At 71.2% G+C, this 14,588-nt stretch carries 13 protein-coding genes and 2 pseudogenes; 2 read left to right on the plus strand and 13 right to left on the minus strand.

Annotated elements, in window-relative coordinates; all coding sequences use genetic code 11:
• The first annotated feature begins 10 nt into the window (after positions 1-10).
• On the plus strand, positions 11-415 hold the full coding sequence (locus OG439_RS35090) for a DUF6640 family protein (RefSeq protein ID WP_326944923.1): 405 nt from the start codon (positions 11-13) through the stop codon (positions 413-415).
• Here OG439_RS35090 and OG439_RS35095 read toward each other — a convergent pair.
• The 7 genes from OG439_RS35095 to OG439_RS35125 form a co-directional block, all read right to left on the minus strand.
• The gene (locus OG439_RS35095; RefSeq protein WP_326944924.1) at positions 412-1,191 is read right to left on the minus strand and encodes a type III pantothenate kinase; all 780 of its coding nucleotides are present in this window, start codon (positions 1,189-1,191) and stop codon (positions 412-414) included. The genes OG439_RS35090 and OG439_RS35095 overlap by 4 nt on opposite strands.
• Positions 1,192-1,196: 5 nt before the next feature.
• Positions 1,197-1,691, minus strand: a complete 495-nt coding sequence (panD, locus tag OG439_RS35100; RefSeq protein ID WP_326944925.1) for an aspartate 1-decarboxylase — start codon at positions 1,689-1,691, stop codon at positions 1,197-1,199.
• Positions 1,692-1,700: 9 nt separating this feature from the next.
• The gene (panC, locus tag OG439_RS35105) at positions 1,701-2,612 is read right to left on the minus strand and encodes a pantoate--beta-alanine ligase (RefSeq protein ID WP_326944926.1); all 912 of its coding nucleotides are present in this window, start codon (positions 2,610-2,612) and stop codon (positions 1,701-1,703) included.
• Positions 2,609-3,568, minus strand: a complete 960-nt coding sequence (locus OG439_RS35110; protein ID WP_442792355.1) for a Rossmann-like and DUF2520 domain-containing protein — start codon at positions 3,566-3,568, stop codon at positions 2,609-2,611. The genes panC and OG439_RS35110 overlap by 4 nt, the downstream gene beginning before the upstream one ends.
• Positions 3,569-3,657: 89 nt before the next feature.
• Positions 3,658-4,761 (minus strand): PrsW family intramembrane metalloprotease, encoded by a 1,104-nt coding sequence (locus tag OG439_RS35115; RefSeq protein WP_326951690.1) that lies wholly within the window; start codon positions 4,759-4,761, stop codon positions 3,658-3,660.
• Between the two features lie 154 nt (positions 4,762-4,915).
• On the minus strand, positions 4,916-7,183 hold the full coding sequence (locus tag OG439_RS35120; protein ID WP_326944928.1) for a DUF6779 domain-containing protein: 2,268 nt from the start codon (positions 7,181-7,183) through the stop codon (positions 4,916-4,918).
• Between the two features lie 165 nt (positions 7,184-7,348).
• On the minus strand, positions 7,349-7,810 hold the full coding sequence (locus tag OG439_RS35125) for a DUF3180 domain-containing protein (protein ID WP_247058800.1): 462 nt from the start codon (positions 7,808-7,810) through the stop codon (positions 7,349-7,351).
• 89 nt (positions 7,811-7,899) lie between these two features.
• Between OG439_RS35125 and OG439_RS35130 the strand changes: the two genes are divergently transcribed.
• Positions 7,900-8,835 carry a helix-turn-helix domain-containing protein gene (locus OG439_RS35130; RefSeq protein WP_326951691.1) on the plus strand — a complete coding sequence of 312 codons (936 nt, stop codon included), beginning with the start codon at positions 7,900-7,902 and terminating at the stop codon, positions 8,833-8,835.
• Between the two features lie 70 nt (positions 8,836-8,905).
• On the opposite strand, the gene folK is transcribed toward OG439_RS35130, so the two are convergent.
• From folK to ftsH, 6 genes and pseudogenes are all read right to left on the minus strand, one after another.
• Positions 8,906-9,400 carry a 2-amino-4-hydroxy-6-hydroxymethyldihydropteridine diphosphokinase gene (folK, locus tag OG439_RS35135; protein WP_326944929.1) on the minus strand — a complete coding sequence of 165 codons (495 nt, stop codon included), beginning with the start codon at positions 9,398-9,400 and terminating at the stop codon, positions 8,906-8,908.
• Positions 9,397-9,756, minus strand: coding sequence for a dihydroneopterin aldolase (gene folB, locus OG439_RS35140; RefSeq protein ID WP_326944930.1), 360 nt, complete (start codon positions 9,754-9,756; stop codon positions 9,397-9,399). Before folB ends, folK begins: the two co-directional genes overlap by 4 nt.
• On the minus strand, positions 9,749-10,555 hold the full coding sequence (gene folP / locus OG439_RS35145) for a dihydropteroate synthase (protein WP_326951692.1): 807 nt from the start codon (positions 10,553-10,555) through the stop codon (positions 9,749-9,751). Before folP ends, folB begins: the two co-directional genes overlap by 8 nt.
• A gap of 35 nt (positions 10,556-10,590) precedes the next feature.
• A pseudogene (folE, locus tag OG439_RS35150) lies at positions 10,591-10,935 on the minus strand (GTP cyclohydrolase I); the annotation flags it as partial.
• 816 nt (positions 10,936-11,751) lie between these two features.
• Positions 11,752-12,024 (minus strand): annotated as a pseudogene (locus OG439_RS35155) (GTP cyclohydrolase I); the annotation flags it as partial.
• A complete protein-coding gene (gene ftsH, locus OG439_RS35160; protein ID WP_326944931.1) occupies positions 11,993-14,404 on the minus strand; it encodes an ATP-dependent zinc metalloprotease FtsH in 2,412 nt (803 codons plus the stop codon). The pseudogene OG439_RS35155 and the gene ftsH, both read right to left, overlap by 32 nt.
• Between the last annotated feature and the right edge of the window lie 184 nt (positions 14,405-14,588).

Genomic DNA, 14,588 nt, shown 5'->3' on the forward strand with positions numbered 1-14,588 from the left:
ACTGGACCCCATGCGTACCAAATCCTGGGGCCGGGCACTGATCTCCTTGACGTCGCTCGTGACCGCGGCCGGCCCGTACCGGGCCGACTGGAACGAGACCCACGTGAAGAACCCGGCCTGGCCACCGCACGCGAAGTTCCACAACGGCCAGACGATGAGCCTCGGGCTCGCGCTCGGCGTCACGAGCCTGTGGCAGCTCTGGCGGGCACCCTCGTCCCGGGAGGGGCTCGACGCGGGCGCCGCGCTGGCTTCGCTGTACTGGCTGACGCAGATCTCGGCGCTGGCCTACCCGGGCTCGAAGGCCGTCGACCCGCCGGGGACGGCGAAGTTCCCGCAGGCGGTGATCGCGTTCCCGGCACTGGCCGTGACGGCGCTGGGCTACGTTCTCGAACGCCGGCGCCTGGCGCGGACCTAAGGGCGGATGTTGCGCTCGTAGACCAGGCGCAGCCCGAGCAGGGTCAGGTCCGGAACGTGGTCCGTGATCGTCTCCGACTCGCTGATCACCAGCGGCGCCAGGCCACCGGTGGCGAGCACCGCCACCGGTTCCCGGCCGCCCGGGGACAGCTCGCGGACGATCCGGCGGACCAGGCCGTCGACCTGGCCCGCGAAGCCGTACAGGATGCCCGACTGCAGGCACTCCACCGTGTTCTTGCCGATCACCGACCGCGGCGGCACCAGCTCGACCTTCCGCAGCGCCGCCGCGCGCGCGGCCAGCGCGTCGACCGAGATCTCGATCCCGGGGGCGAACGCGCCGCCCAGGAACTCGCCGCGGGCCGAGATCGCGTCCACGTTGGTCGACGTGCCGAAGTCGACGACGACGCACGCCGTGTCGCTGTGCAGGTGGTGCGCGGCCAGCGTGTTCGCCAGCCGGTCCGCGCCCACTTCCTTCGGGTTGTCGACGAGCAGGGGCACGCCCGTGCGCACCCCCGGCTCGACGACGATCTTCGGCACTTTCGCGTAGTAGCGCGAAAGCATCACCCGCAGTTCGCGCAGCACCGCCGGCACCGTCGACAACGCGCTGATCCCCGTGACGTCATCCGCGTGCGGGCCGAGGAGCCCGCGCACGGTCAGCGCGAGCTCGTCGGCGGTCATCCGCGCGTCGGTGCGCATGCGCCAGTCGCCCACGAGCTCGGTGCCGGAATAGAGCCCCAGCACGATGTTCGTGTTGCCGACGTCGACGGTGAGCAGCAAGCGGGTCAGCTTTCCGCGTGCAGCAACGCGTCGAGCCGGCGGGCGTCCGCCGTCTCGGCCACCGGGAAGATCGCCGTCTCCTCCTCCGGCAGGGTCACCGTGCCGCTGAGCAGCCCGGAACCCTCCGGCGCGTGGCCGGGATCGGTGTGCCGGTGGACGATCCGGTTGTCCGCGTCGACGAACACCACGCGCGGTTCGTACGTCGCGGCCTCGGCGTCCTCCATCTGACCGTACGAGATCAGGATGACCAGGTCACCGGGGTGCACCAGGTGGGCCGCGGCGCCGTTGATGCCGAGCACGCCGCTGCCGCGTTCCCCCTTGATGACGTAGGTCTCCAGCCGCGAGCCGTTGGTGACGTCCACAATGGACACCTGTTCCCCCGGCAGCAGGTCCGCGGCCTCCATCAGGTCCTCGTCGACGGTGACCGAGCCGACGTAGTGCAGGTCGGCCTGGGTGACGGTGACCCGGTGGATCTTCGACTTGAGCATGGTGCGGTACATCGTGGACTCCTATTCCCCTGCGTCCCGCTCCGGCTGCGCTGGGTGGTCAACCGCCGCACCGAGCAACACCGGGACGTTGTCGATCAGCCGGGTACTCCCCACCCGGGCCGCGATCAACAGTCGTGCTTCACCATCGACGGGCGCGGGCCCGAGGTCGGTTCCCCTCAACTCCAGGTAATCCACCTCGACCGCGGGCCGCGCGGCGAGGGTCTTCCACGCGGTCTCGAGAACCGCTTCCGCCCCGTCCCGGCCGACGAACGCCCCCGCGGTGAGGGCGGCCGACAGGACGATGGCGTCCTCACGCTGCTCAGGCGTGAGGTAGACGTTGCGCGACGACAGCGCGAGCCCGTCGCGTTCACGCACGGTCGGCACGCCGATCACGTGCGTGCCGATGTTCAGGTCGCGCACCATCCGCTTGATCAGGACCAGTTGCTGGTAGTCCTTTTCGCCGAAGAGCGCGTAGTCCGGACGGAGCAGGTTGAACAGCTTCGCCACGACGGTCAGCACGCCGGCGAAGTGGCCGGGCCGGACGACGCCTTCGAGCTCGTCGCCGAGCGGACCGGGGTGCACGGTGACGGCGGCGCCCTCGGCGTACAGCGCGTCGGCGGCCGGGGTGAAGGCGATTTCGACGCCGTCCTCGTCCAGCACGGCCAGGTCGGCCTCCAGCGGACGCGGGTAGGCCTCAAAGTCCTCGCCCTCGCCGAACTGCAGCGGGTTGACGAAGATCGAGGTGGCCACGACGTTGTTCGGCAGCCGCTTGGCGCGGCGGATCAGCTCGCGGTGCCCGGCGTGCAGCGCGCCCATGGTCGGCACGAGCGCCAGCTTGCGCCCGACGCCGTGCAGGGCCCGGCTGACCTGGCTCATCTGCTCGGGCGAGGCGAAGGTGTTCAGGGTGCCGCGGCTGAATTTCGGTGTGGTCACTGGTCTGGATGCCCTTCGGCGGGATCGTCGAGGAGGTCGGTGAGTTCCTTGGCGGCCGCGGTGTCGAGCAGCCCGGCGACCACGGAACGCTCCGCCGTGCGCTTGGCCAGCGCGCGGTAGGCCGGTGCGACGTCCGGCGCCCGGTCCCCCAGCACCTCGAGGTGCTTGCGGACGGTGCCGATGTCGCCACGGGCGACCGGGCCGGTGAGCGCGCGGTCGCCGTGTCGGAGCACATTATCCAACGCGGCCGAAAGCAGTGGTGCGACCAGGCGTTCGGAATGCCCGATTCCCGCTTCGCGCAAGACTTCCGCGCAGTCCGCGACCAGCGTCATCAGGTGGTTCGCGCCGTGGGTCAACGCAGCGTGGTAGAGCGCTCGCGCGGAGTCGGGGATGCGCACCGGCTCGGCACCCATCTCGACGGCCAGCGCTTCGCCGACGTTCCACGCCGCTTCGTCGTCGGCCATCGCCGTGACGCCGATGCTGCACGCCGCCAGCCGCTCGAGGTCCTCCTCGCGGCCGGTGAACGTCATCACCGGGTGCAGGGCCAGCGGGAGCGCCCCGGCTTCGGCCGCGGGCGCCAGGACGTCGATGCCCTGCGCGCCGGAGGTGTGGACGACGATCTGGCCCGGCCGCAGCGACTTGGTGGCGACCAGGCCGCGGACCATGCCGGCCAGCGCGTCGTCGGGGAGGGCGAGCACGACCAGGTCCGCCCGGCGGACGGTTTCGTCGGGCGGCAGGATGGGCACGTCGGGGAGGAGGCGTTCGGCGCGGGCCAGCGACGCGGCGGACAGGCCGGACGCGGCGACCACCGTGTGTCCCGCCCGGGCCAGGGCAGCACCGAGCACACTGCCCACCCGGCCGGCGGAAACGACCCCGACCGCGAGGCGAGCAGGTCTCATCATGGCGTGCGCCTGTGGACGCTCATGGTTGGCAGACTCCCTCTGCTCTCGTTCCAGTCCCGCTCCGGGTACCGGACGACGGCGCGAGACTAACTCGGCTGAGCGTGGACCGTTGAGCCCGGGTGACAAGCTTCACCCGGACCGGTTCACCCTTGTGGCGCTTCCTGGGCGAGCCGGGTGGCTTCGGCACGAGCGGCTTTGAGCGTGCGCAGCAGCTCCTGCTGGCGTTGCCGGTCGAGCGCGGTGTGCAGCTCCTGGCGGTCCAGGAACGCGAGCTCCGTGACGCTGGCCTGGTACACGGCGACGGCCTTCGCGGCCTGCTTGCCGGACTGGCGTTTCGCCTGACGGCGCCAAGCGCGGCGGCCGGGCAGGCTGGCCAGCAGCTCGACCTCCGACGGCGCGATCCACCGCGCCGCGGCCATGTGCGGCAGAGCGGCTTCGATGATCCGCTGCTCCCGCCGTCGCTGCAGGATGACCAGGTAGACCACGCCGAGGAACAGCGGCAGCATGATCAGGAAGTACACGGTCAGGAACTTCGACCCGCCCAGCAGCGCGGCGCTGTTCCACAGCGCGTGCAGGCAGACCGCGGCCAGGTACCCGGCGACCGGCGCGATGATCCGCAGCGCCTTGGTCGTCGTCCGGGCGGCGATGCCGATCCCGATGCCGGTGAGCACCGCGAACAGCGGGTGCGTGAACGGCGCGAGCACTCCGCGCAGGAAGAACGCCGTGATGACGCCCTGGCTGTGCCCGTCGCCGAAGCCGTAGTCGTAGAAGGCCCGGCCGAAGTAGTAGATGTTCTCGGTGAAGGCGAACCCGGCCGCGCTGAACCCGGCGTAGACGACGCCGTCCACGACGCCGTCGAACTCGCTGCGGCGGCGCCACAGGATGAGGACCACGAAGAGCGCCTTCGCGGCTTCCTCGACGACCGGCGCGGACACCAGCGCGGCGACGGTGTTGCCGCTGCCCTTGCCGAGCAGCTCGTCACCGACCGCCTCGGCGGTGGTGTTGATGAGCAGCGCGGTGATCGTCGCGATGCAGGCGCCCCAGGCGAAGGCCAGCAGCAGGAACTTCGCCGGCTCGGGCTCCCAGCGGTCGACCCACAGGAAGCCCGCCACCACCCCGGCGACCGGCACCAGGGCGGCCAGCACACCGATGGTGACGGCCAGCGGGCCGACCCGCGCCGTCGCCAGGCCGAACAGGAACAGGCCGCACAGGGCGACCACGATAAGCCCGAGCACCGGCAGCAGCACGGTGATCCGGCGAGGCCGCCGTCCGCGATCGAGTCCCGTCGCGGGCGAGAGGGTTCCGCTCACAGCGGGTCACCCTACGCAGACCGGACACGGACCGGAATGCGAACCCCGGGTGTGGCCCGGCGGGGCCGTCGCGGCCACCACCCGGCTCGCCTCAGTCCTCGGCACGCCGCCTGCGGCGCGGGGTCGAACCGGTGCCGCCGTTGGCCGCCAGCAGCTCGCTGACCGACCGGCCGGTGTTGTGCGACCCGCTGCCCGGCACCTCGGTGGAACGGTGGCCGTTGCGCGGGGCCTGGCCGTTGCCGTTCCCGTTGCTGTGGCCGTTCTGGCCGTTCCCGTTCTGCCCGTTGCCGTTCTGGCCGTTGCCGTGCTGCCCGGTGCCGTTGCTCTCGAGGTCGGCCGGGTCGACCGGCGTCATGTTGCGCCGCGACATGGACGCGCGTTCGGCGACCATGCCTTCCCAGGCCGGCGGTTCGCCGTCCGGACGGCGCCGGCGGCCACCCGATGGCTCGGGCGGCGGCGGGGGCACGGCGGGCATCACCTGCGAGTCGTCCGGCTTCCGGCGGCGACCACCGCCGGTGGAGCGGCCCTGGAAGCTGCGCATCGACTCCGGCAGCGTCGGGTTCACCGGCGCCTCGGCCTGGGCCGCCGCTTCCGTGGGAGCGCGGTGCGAACCGTGCGACCCGTGCCGGGACGGCGGCTCGTCGAGGATCGGCGACATGTCGGGCCGCGAGAACTGCTCGAGACGCGACGGACGTCGGCCGTCGGCGGCCGGCACCGGCGTGGTCGGCGGCACGACGGGCGGCAGGTTGGTCCGCGACGGCGGACCGGCGCTGGGCACCGGCATCGTCATCGGGACGACCGGGAGGTCGGTCCGGGACCCGGCCGGGTCCCGGCGCGCCACGGCGGGCAGGTCGGTGCGCGACCCGGCCGGATCGCGCCGCGGCACGGCAGGCAGATCGGTCCGCGAGCCGGCCGGATCCCGCCTGGGTACCGCGGGCAGGTCGGTGCGCGATGCCGTGGCGTCCCGCGGCATCGGCGGCTTGCGGTCGGCGGGCTTCGGCTCCGGCGGCTTCGGCCGGTTGGGCCGCTGCCGCTCGGCGAAGTCGTCGCGGTTCTGGAACGCCGCGCTCAGGTCGGCCACCGGGCGCTCGACCGGCCGGATGTCCGACCGGGACATCTCGGACGGCTTCGGCGGCGGCACGCTGGCCGCCGGACGGCCCTGGAGCGGGCGCGCGGGCGGCTCGGGCGCCTTCCGCGGATCGGGGCGCGCGCCGTTCGGGTTGGGGACGCGCGGCAGGTCCGGCCGGGACATCTCGGCGGGCCGCATCTCCTGGCGCGACCGCTCGGCGGGCCGCTGCCGCTCGACGCGGGGCAGGTCGGACCGCGACATCTCGACACGCGGGATGTCCGGACGCGACATCTCCACGCGGGGGATGTCGGGGCGGGACATCTCGACGGGCCGCATCTCCGAGCGCGAGATCTCCGCGCGGCGCGCGGGCGGCGGCTCGGGACGGCGGATCTCGGTCTTCGGCTCCGGGCGGCGGACCTCGGCACTGGGGTCGGGGGTCCGCGGCATCTCCCGGCGCGTCGGCTCGGCGGGGGCTTCGGGACGGCGTTCGGGCTGCTTGGCGACCTCGGCCGGGTCCGGCAGCCGCATCGGCTGCGACTCGGCCTGGCGGCGGGCCGCCTCGGCGCGCAGCTCGGCGGCCTTCAGCTCGCGCTGCGCGGCGTTCAGCGCCGGGTCGACCTCCGGCACGGGCGGACGGCGGTCGCTCAGCGGCTTCGGCCGGGCGATCTGCTGGGTGCTCTGGGCGTTGACGTTGGCCGGAGCCTTCGGGCCGGTGCCCGGCTTGCCGCCGAACCCCTTGCCCTTGCCGCCGAACCCCTTGCCGTTCGCGGGCTTGCCGTTCGACGCCTTGCGGCGGCGCTCGTCGAGCACGCGGTCGATCAGCTCGGTCGGCCGTTCGCCGCCCTCGGGCACGGGCTTCTTCGCGGCCATCAGCTGCGCCGGCTTCTTCTTCGGAGCGCCGTCGGGGATCATCCGGTTGTCGTCGGACACCTTGCGCATGCGGGTCGCCTGCGCGGTCAGCGCGACGCGTTCGAGCAGCACCTCACCGCCGAACAGCGACTGGAGGCTGTCGCGCAGCGCGGAGACTTCGACGCGCAGCGCCTCGAGCTCCTCGCGGCCGCGGGAGTCGGCCGTCGTGCGATTCTCCGCCTCCACCTCCAGTTCGTACTCGCGCCGGGCCGCGATCTCGCGTTCCAGCTCCAACTCGTACACAGCCTGCGCCTCGGAGACCGCGTCCTCGCTCTGTGCCGCGTGCTTGCGGTACTTCACGGCGAGGAACGCGCCGATCAGGGCAGCCCAGAGGGCGGCGACGATCCCGAGCCTGAGGTACTTGAGATCGTTGCTGAGCACCAGTGCGAGGGTGGCTCCGATGGCGAGGACGAATCCGACAACAAGCCACGGCCTACCCAGAAGGCGGCCGCGCGAGTCGTCACCCACGCCGGTCATGACTGACACCGTACCTGCTCGTAATCCGAACGAGACCTACTCGGTCCAGCGAGCGGTGGGATTCGAGCGCTAACCGGTCGTCCCGCGGGTCCGTTCACGGGGCTGGTCGCGCGGGGTCCGGCAGCAGTGTTCGAGCCACAAACCCGCTGCTACCAGCAGTGCCGCGGAGACCACGCCGACCACCGCGGCCCGGGTGTCGAGGACCGCGGCGACGAGTTCGTCACGTCGGGGAAAAAGGTAGGCGAGCGCCGCCAGCCAAGCACCCGCCATGAACGCGCCGGCGAGTGACGAAGCCTTCGCCAGCGCCACCGATCGGGCGATCCCGATAGCGGCAACGACGCGGCCGTTCCTGATCCGGGAGCGGACCCGGAACGCGAGCACGGCCTCGATCACGGCGAGCACCGCGAACGTGACGCCGGCGAGCAGCGGCAGCTGGGGCAGCGAGCCGTAGGCCATCTGGAAGAGCAGGTAGCCGAGGACCAGGCCGAGTACCCCGGCCACCACCAGGTCGCGAGGCCGGGTGAAGTGCATGTACCAACCGTACCGGGGCTCGCCCCCGCGCACCCGGACCCGCGCCTAGCCTTGACTCTCCACCGACTGGAGAGTTCACCATGCGTCTTGTGGGTACCACCGCGATCTTCACCATCGGCGAGCTGGCCAGGCGCACGGGCCTGCCGGTCAAGACCATCCGGTTCTACTCGGACGAGGGCCTGCTGCCCCCGACCGACCGGACGGACGCCGGCTACCGGCTCTACGACGCCGCGGCCATGGCCCGGCTGGAGCTGGTCCGCACTCTGCGCGAACTCGGTCTCGGCCTCGCCGACGTCGAAGCCGCCCTGTCGCGCTCCGCGACGGTCGGCGAGCTGGCGAACCGGCACGTCGAGGCGCTCGACGAGCAGATCCGGCGGCTGCGGCTGCGCCGGGCGGTGCTGCGCGCGGTGGCCAAGCGTGATTCCGAGCTGGAGGAAGTGAACCTGATGAACCGTCTCGCGTCGATGTCCGACGAGGAGCGCAAGCGGCTGGTCGACGAGTTCTGGGACGAGATGGTCTCGGGGCTGGAGATCGACCCGCAGTTCTACGCGCGGATGCGTGCCGGGAAGCCCGAGCTGCCGGACGACCCGTCACCCGAGCAGCTGGAGGCGTGGATCGAGTTCGCCGAGCTCGTCCAGGACCCGTCGTTCCGCACCTTGATCCGCGAGCTGAGCGAAACCCAGGCCCGGCAGATCGCGGACGGCGAGTTCCACCCGCCCGCGGACGCCTGGCAGCAGAACTGGCCGGGCTGGGTCTCCCGCGCCGAAGCGGCCGTGACGGCCGGAGAGTCGCCGACGTCGGAGGCGGGGCAAACGCTTGCGGCCGACATCGCGACGGCCACCGCCCGCCCCGGCCAGGACGCGAAGTCGCCGGAGTTCCGCGCGGAGATGGCGGACCGCTTCGCCGCGAGCGGCGACCCCCGGGCCGAGCGCTACTGGCAGCTGCTGGCCACCATCAACGGCTGGCCCCCGGTCCCGACGGCCCAGCCGGCGGTGCAGTTCATGATCGCGGCCCTGCGCGGCTGACCGCACGAGGACCGCAGTTCGGCGACGAACCGGGGGTGGGCGGTAACGGACACCCCCGGTTCACCGATCCTTATGCCTTCAGGTCGAGATCGGTCCGCCGGACCGAGCCGACGTCCGACGCCGGGCGCGCGGCCAGCAGCGTGGCGAGCGGGCCGTGGCCGGGCAGGATCGCGTCCGGCTCGATCTCCAGCCACGGGACCAGCACGCTCGCGCGCTCCGGCGTGCCCGGGTGCGGCAGCAGCAGCTCCGGGTCGGCGGAGGTGACGCCGTCCACCGTGACGACGTCGACGTCCAGCGTCCGCGGCCCCCACCGCAGCTCGCGCACGCGCCCGGCCGCCTGCTCGGCGGCCTGGCCGGTGCGCAGCCACGCCCAGTGGTCGCGGCCCGGGTCGTCGACGACGCAGACGGCGTTGAGGAAGTCCGGCTGGTCCTCGACGCCCCACGCCTTCGTCTCGTACACGCTCGACACCGCGACCAGCACGGGCCGGACGGCGTCCAGCGCGAGCTTCAGGAAGCCGAGCCGGTCGCCGAGGTTGGAACCGAGCGAAAGGACGGCGCGGCTCACCGGTCGCGCCGGACCGTGACGGCGACGTCGTCGAAGGTCAGCGGAATCGGCGCCGAGGGCTTGTGCACCGTCACCTCGACCGCGTCGAGCCGCTCGTCCCGCATGACCGCGTCGGCGATCGTGCCGGCGACCTTCTCGATGAGGTCGTACGGCTCACCGGCGACGATCCCGGCGGCCAGCTCGGCCAGCTCGCCGTAGTGCAGCGTCTTGGTCAGGTCGTCCGACGCCGCGGCCGGCCCGAGATCGAGCCACACCGTGACGTCGATGACGAACTCCTGGCCGTCCCGCTTCTCGTGCTCGAACACGCCGTGGTGGCCGAACACGCGCAACCCGGTCAACGTGATCCGGTCAGACATCCGGAGAACCCTTCCACCACGCCGCGGCCACCGCGACCGCGTCCAGCGACGCCCCGACCTCGTGCACCCGCACGCCCCAGGCCCCGGCGGCCGCGGCCAGGGCCGAGATGGCCGCGGTCGCGTCCTCCCGGCCGTCAGGCGACCGCGGCGTACCGTCCTTTTCGGACAGCAGCCGGCCGAGGAACCGTTTGCGCGAAGCTCCCACGAGCACCGGGAAACCAAGGGAGAGCACCGAGTCCAGCCCCCGCAGCAACGCCCAGTCGTGCTCGGCGTTCTTCGCGAAGCCGAGCCCGGGATCGAGCACGATCGCACTCTCGGCCACGCCGGCCGCGAGCGCGTCGTCCACCCGGGACAGCAGCTCGGACCGGACTTCGGCGACGACGTCTTCGTATTGCGCGAGGGCCTGCATGTCCTCGCTGTGGCCCCGCCAGTGCATCAGCACCCACGGCGCCCCGGACTCGGCCGCGACCCGCGCCATGTCCGGATCGGCCAGCCCACCCGAGACGTCGTTGACGACGTGGGCCCCGGCCTCGAGCGCGGCGGCGGCGACGGCCGCACGCGTGGTGTCGACCGACACGGCCACGCCTTCACCGGCGAGCGTCCGGATCACCGGGAGAACCCGGGCCAGCTCGGTCCCGGCGTCCACCCGCAACGCCCCGGGCCGCGTCGACTCCCCGCCGACGTCGATCAGGTCGGCCCCGCGCGTCCACATCGCCCGGGCGTGCTCCAACGCCTGGTCGACGTCGAGGTAGCGGCCACCGTCCGAAAAGGAATCCGGGGTCACGTTGAGCACGCCCATCACGACGCACCGCCCCGGCGCGGGAAGGTTCGTGCTCACCGACGCGCCTTGATGAGGTCGAGCGCCTCCGCCCGTGACGAAGCGGAGGTCTTGAGCTGCCCCCGCACGGCCGAGGTGGTCGTGCGCGCGCCGGGCTTCCGGATGCCGCGCATGGCCATGCACAGGTGCTCGGCCTCGATCACGACGATGACCCCCCGCGGCTCGAGCTTGCGCACGAGCGCGTCGGCGACCTGCGAGGTGAGGCGTTCCTGAACCTGGGGCCGCTTGGCGTAGAGGTCGACGAGCCGCGCGAGCTTGGAGAGCCCGGTGACCTTGCCGCCCGCGTTGGGGATGTACCCGACGTGCGCGACACCGTGGAAGGGCACGAGGTGGTGTTCACAGTTATGCGTTAAATGTCCCGCAATCAAGAATGTCGGATGCGGATCGCATTTGAAACTGTAAACAGTGTAGGGCTTCGTGCCCGACGCGGTCACCGGTGTCACCGACTCGACCTGCACGTACTCCGACTCGATCAGATCGGTCGCATAGTCGTCCTGAGGGAAGCCGTGCTTCCGGAACCAGCTGTCGGCGACGTACAACCGCGATGCGGCACCGCCGGTGTTCGCGGTGAACCGGGCACCGATCACGGTGGCCAGATCCTCCAGGAACGGCGTATTCGCGCTCGCGATGATCCGCCCCGCCGAATGCTTGCTCCGGTGTCCGTCTCCGTCGACGTAACCGTTGGCAGTAGCCACCGGAACTCGCCGCCGCCTCTGGTCAATTTCTCCACTGACGTGCTGGCGCGTCAAAGTGGCGAGAGACGGCCACGATGCTGACTCGACCTTCGCGTCGAAGTCGAAAGCGCGGCCCGCTGACTCGGCACGATCGTTCGCGTAGTCGCGTTGGCTGTACCCGAGGCTCGGCCGCCAGCGATCGCGGCAGAGCTTCTTCGCGTGCGTCCACTCGATGAACGAACCCTCGACGTCCTTCGCTTCCTTCCAACCCTCGGGCGTCGCCAAAGGGTGGTCGGGAGTGACGAGGAACTTGCCGACCGAGGTCTTCACCTCGACCAGCTCACGCGTCTGGTGCGAGCTGATCTCGGTGACCTCGGTCTCCTCGACGTTGCCGCCGACGAGGGTCCACAGCTTGTCGCCCACCCGCACGTCGGCCGCCTGCTTGCGACCGCCGACGGCGTTCACGGTCTGCTTGCTGGGCACGCATTGGCTGTACATCGGGATGTCCGTGACGAGCACCAGTTCTTCGTGCGACTCGTCGAACGTCTTGTCCAGTACCGAGTCGGGCTCGGTGTACAGGCCGGCGAACATCTCCTTGTACGCGCGGGCGACCCGGGCCGGGGTGTCCTTCAGGCCGTCCCGGTCCGGGTTTTCGCCGCAGGCCAGCAGAAGCTCGTGGATCGCCTTCTCCGCCCGGTCTTGGTCGAAGACCGGGCGGTCGGCGTCACTGGGGCTTTTCTGGTCCGTCCACGTCACGTCGTTCCCCCTCGCTCTGCTGCTGGTTGCCGCCCGCTTGATCGGCGAACCAGCCGTGCTCGCGAGAACGATCTTCGCCACCGGGCCGCCACGACTGGCCCGGCTGGCCGCCGGGGGAGGTCGCGGGGGTCCAGCCCGGAGGGGCACCGTAGTTCGGCGGGCCACTCTGGCCCGCCGGGCCACCGCCGCCCGTCTGGCCGGTGTAGCTCTGCGGCCAGTGGGACGAGCCGTTCGGGCCACCGTTGGGACCGCCGTAGGAGCGGCCGCCGTTCGGGTAGGCGCCCGGCGGCGGCGGGGCGTACGGGTTGGCGTTCGGGTCCGGTGCCGACGCTGGGTACGGCGGACCACCGGGCAGGTCGCCCGCGCCCTGGGCGGTGCCGACCGGGGTCGGCTCCGGCTTCAGGACCGGCTTCTCCTTTTCCGGCGGGGGCCACGGCTCGCCGCGCTCGATCGCCAGCTCGCCCGGGGTCTTGATGGGCGGCTTGTCGGACGGCGTGCGCTCGCCGAACTCGTTGAACACAGTGATGTGCGGGCGCTTCTCGACCGTCGCGAAGATCCGCTCGAGGTCCTTGCGGGTCAGCGTCTCCTTCTCGAGGAGTTCGATGACCAGCTCGTCGAGCACGTCGCGGTAGGTGTTGAGCACGTGCCACGCCTCGGTGTGCGCGGTCTCGATGAGCTTGCGCACCTCCTCGTCGATCTCGTGCGCCACCTCGAGCGAGTAGTCCGCCTGACGGCCGGCCGAGCGGCCCAGGAACGGGTCGCCCTGCTCCTGGCCGTACTTGACCGCGCCCAGGCGGGCGCTCATGCCGTACTCGGTGACCATCGCGCGGGCGATCTTCGTCGCCTGCTCGATGTCCGAGGACGCGCCGGTGGTGGGCTCGTGGAAGACGAGCTCCTCCGCCGTGCGGCCACCCATCGCGAAGACCAGCCGCCCGATCATCTCGGAGCGGGTCATCAGGTCCTTGTCGTCCTCCGGGACGAGCAGCGCGTGCCCGCCCGTGCGGCCGCGCGGCAGGATGGTCAGCTTGTAGACCGGTTCGATGTCCGGCATCGCCCACGCGGCGAGCGCGTGCCCGCCCTCGTGGTAGGCCGTGATCTTCTTCTCCTTCTCGGAGATGATCCGGCTCTTGCGGGCGGGCCCGCCGACGACGCGGTCGACGGACTCCTCCAGCTCGACGTCGCTGATCACGTGCCCGTTCTTGCGGGCGGTGAGCAGTGCGGCCTCGTTGAGCACGTTGGCCAGGTCGGCGCCGGACATGCCGACGGTCCGCTTGGCCAGGCTGCCCATGTCGGTGCCCTGCGCGATCGGCTTGCCCTTGGAGTGCACCTCGAGGATCGCGCGACGGCCACGCATGTCGGGCGCGGAGACCGGGATCTGCCGGTCGAAGCGGCCCGGGCGCAGCAGCGCGGGGTCGAGGATGTCGGGCCGGTTGGTGGCCGCGATCAGGATGATGCCGCCGCGGGCGTCGAAGCCGTCCATCTCGACGAGCAGCTGGTTCAGCGTCTGCTCGCGCTCGTCGTGGCCGCCGCCGAGGCCGGCGCCGCGCTGGCGGCCGACCGCGTCGATCTCGTCCACGAAGATGATGCACGGCGCGTTCTGCTTGGCCTGTTCGAACAGGTCACGCACACGGGAGGCACCGACACCGACGAACATCTCGACGAAGTCCGAGCCCGAGATGGTGTAGAACGGCACGCCCGCTTCACCCGCGACAGCTCGCGCGAGCAGCGTCTTGCCGGTACCGGGCGGCCCGTAGAGCAGGACGCCCTTCGGGATCTTCGCGCCGAGCGCCTGATATCGCGCCGGGTTCTGGAGGAAGTCCTTGATCTCGTACAGCTCTTCGACGGCCTCGTCGGCGCCCGCGACGTCCCCGAAGGTCGTCTTGGGCATGTCCTTGTTCAGCTGCTTGGCCTTGGACTTGCCGAAGTTGAGGACGCGGTTGCCGCCGCCCTGGGCGTTGTTCATCATCCACATCAGCAGGCCCAGCACGAGGGCCAGCGGGATGGCGAAGATGAGGATCTGGGTCAGTACACCCTGCTGGGTGACCTTGGTGGTGAACTTGACCCCGCCATCGCCGTTCTTCGCGGCCAGCAGCTTGTCGTAGATCTCAAGCGACGCGTTGGCCGGGTACTGCGCGATGAGCTGGGTGGTCTGCTGGCCATCGACGTCGACAGGTTTGTTCAGCAGGAGTTTGACCTGCTGTTCCTTGTCCTCGAGGCTGGCTTCCTTGACGTTGTTCGTGGTGATCTGGGAGTTCGCCACCGAGATGGGTGCTTGGGTGTACCCACGATCGCTGTCGAAGATCGTGTTGTACGCGAACAACGCCAGCAACCCCGCGACGATCCACAGCAGTGGGTTCCTGAGCACGCTCTTCCGGTTCATACGACTCGGCCCTGGTGGCCTCGACCCTCCCTGGTTGGGCGGCTCCTGTGATACCCGCCATCACGATCTTGACAACCCATGGTGCCTGGACACCCGTCCCAACAGGGTACCGTCCGCTGCCGCGTTCATCCCCTGTGAGCCTCTCGCAGGTCAACGGGCGATACCGCGTCCTGGTTCCCGTTCG

The sequence above is a fragment of the Amycolatopsis sp. NBC_01307 genome, from assembly GCF_035975215.1.
Taxonomy (GTDB): Bacteria; Actinomycetota; Actinomycetes; order Mycobacteriales; family Pseudonocardiaceae; genus Amycolatopsis.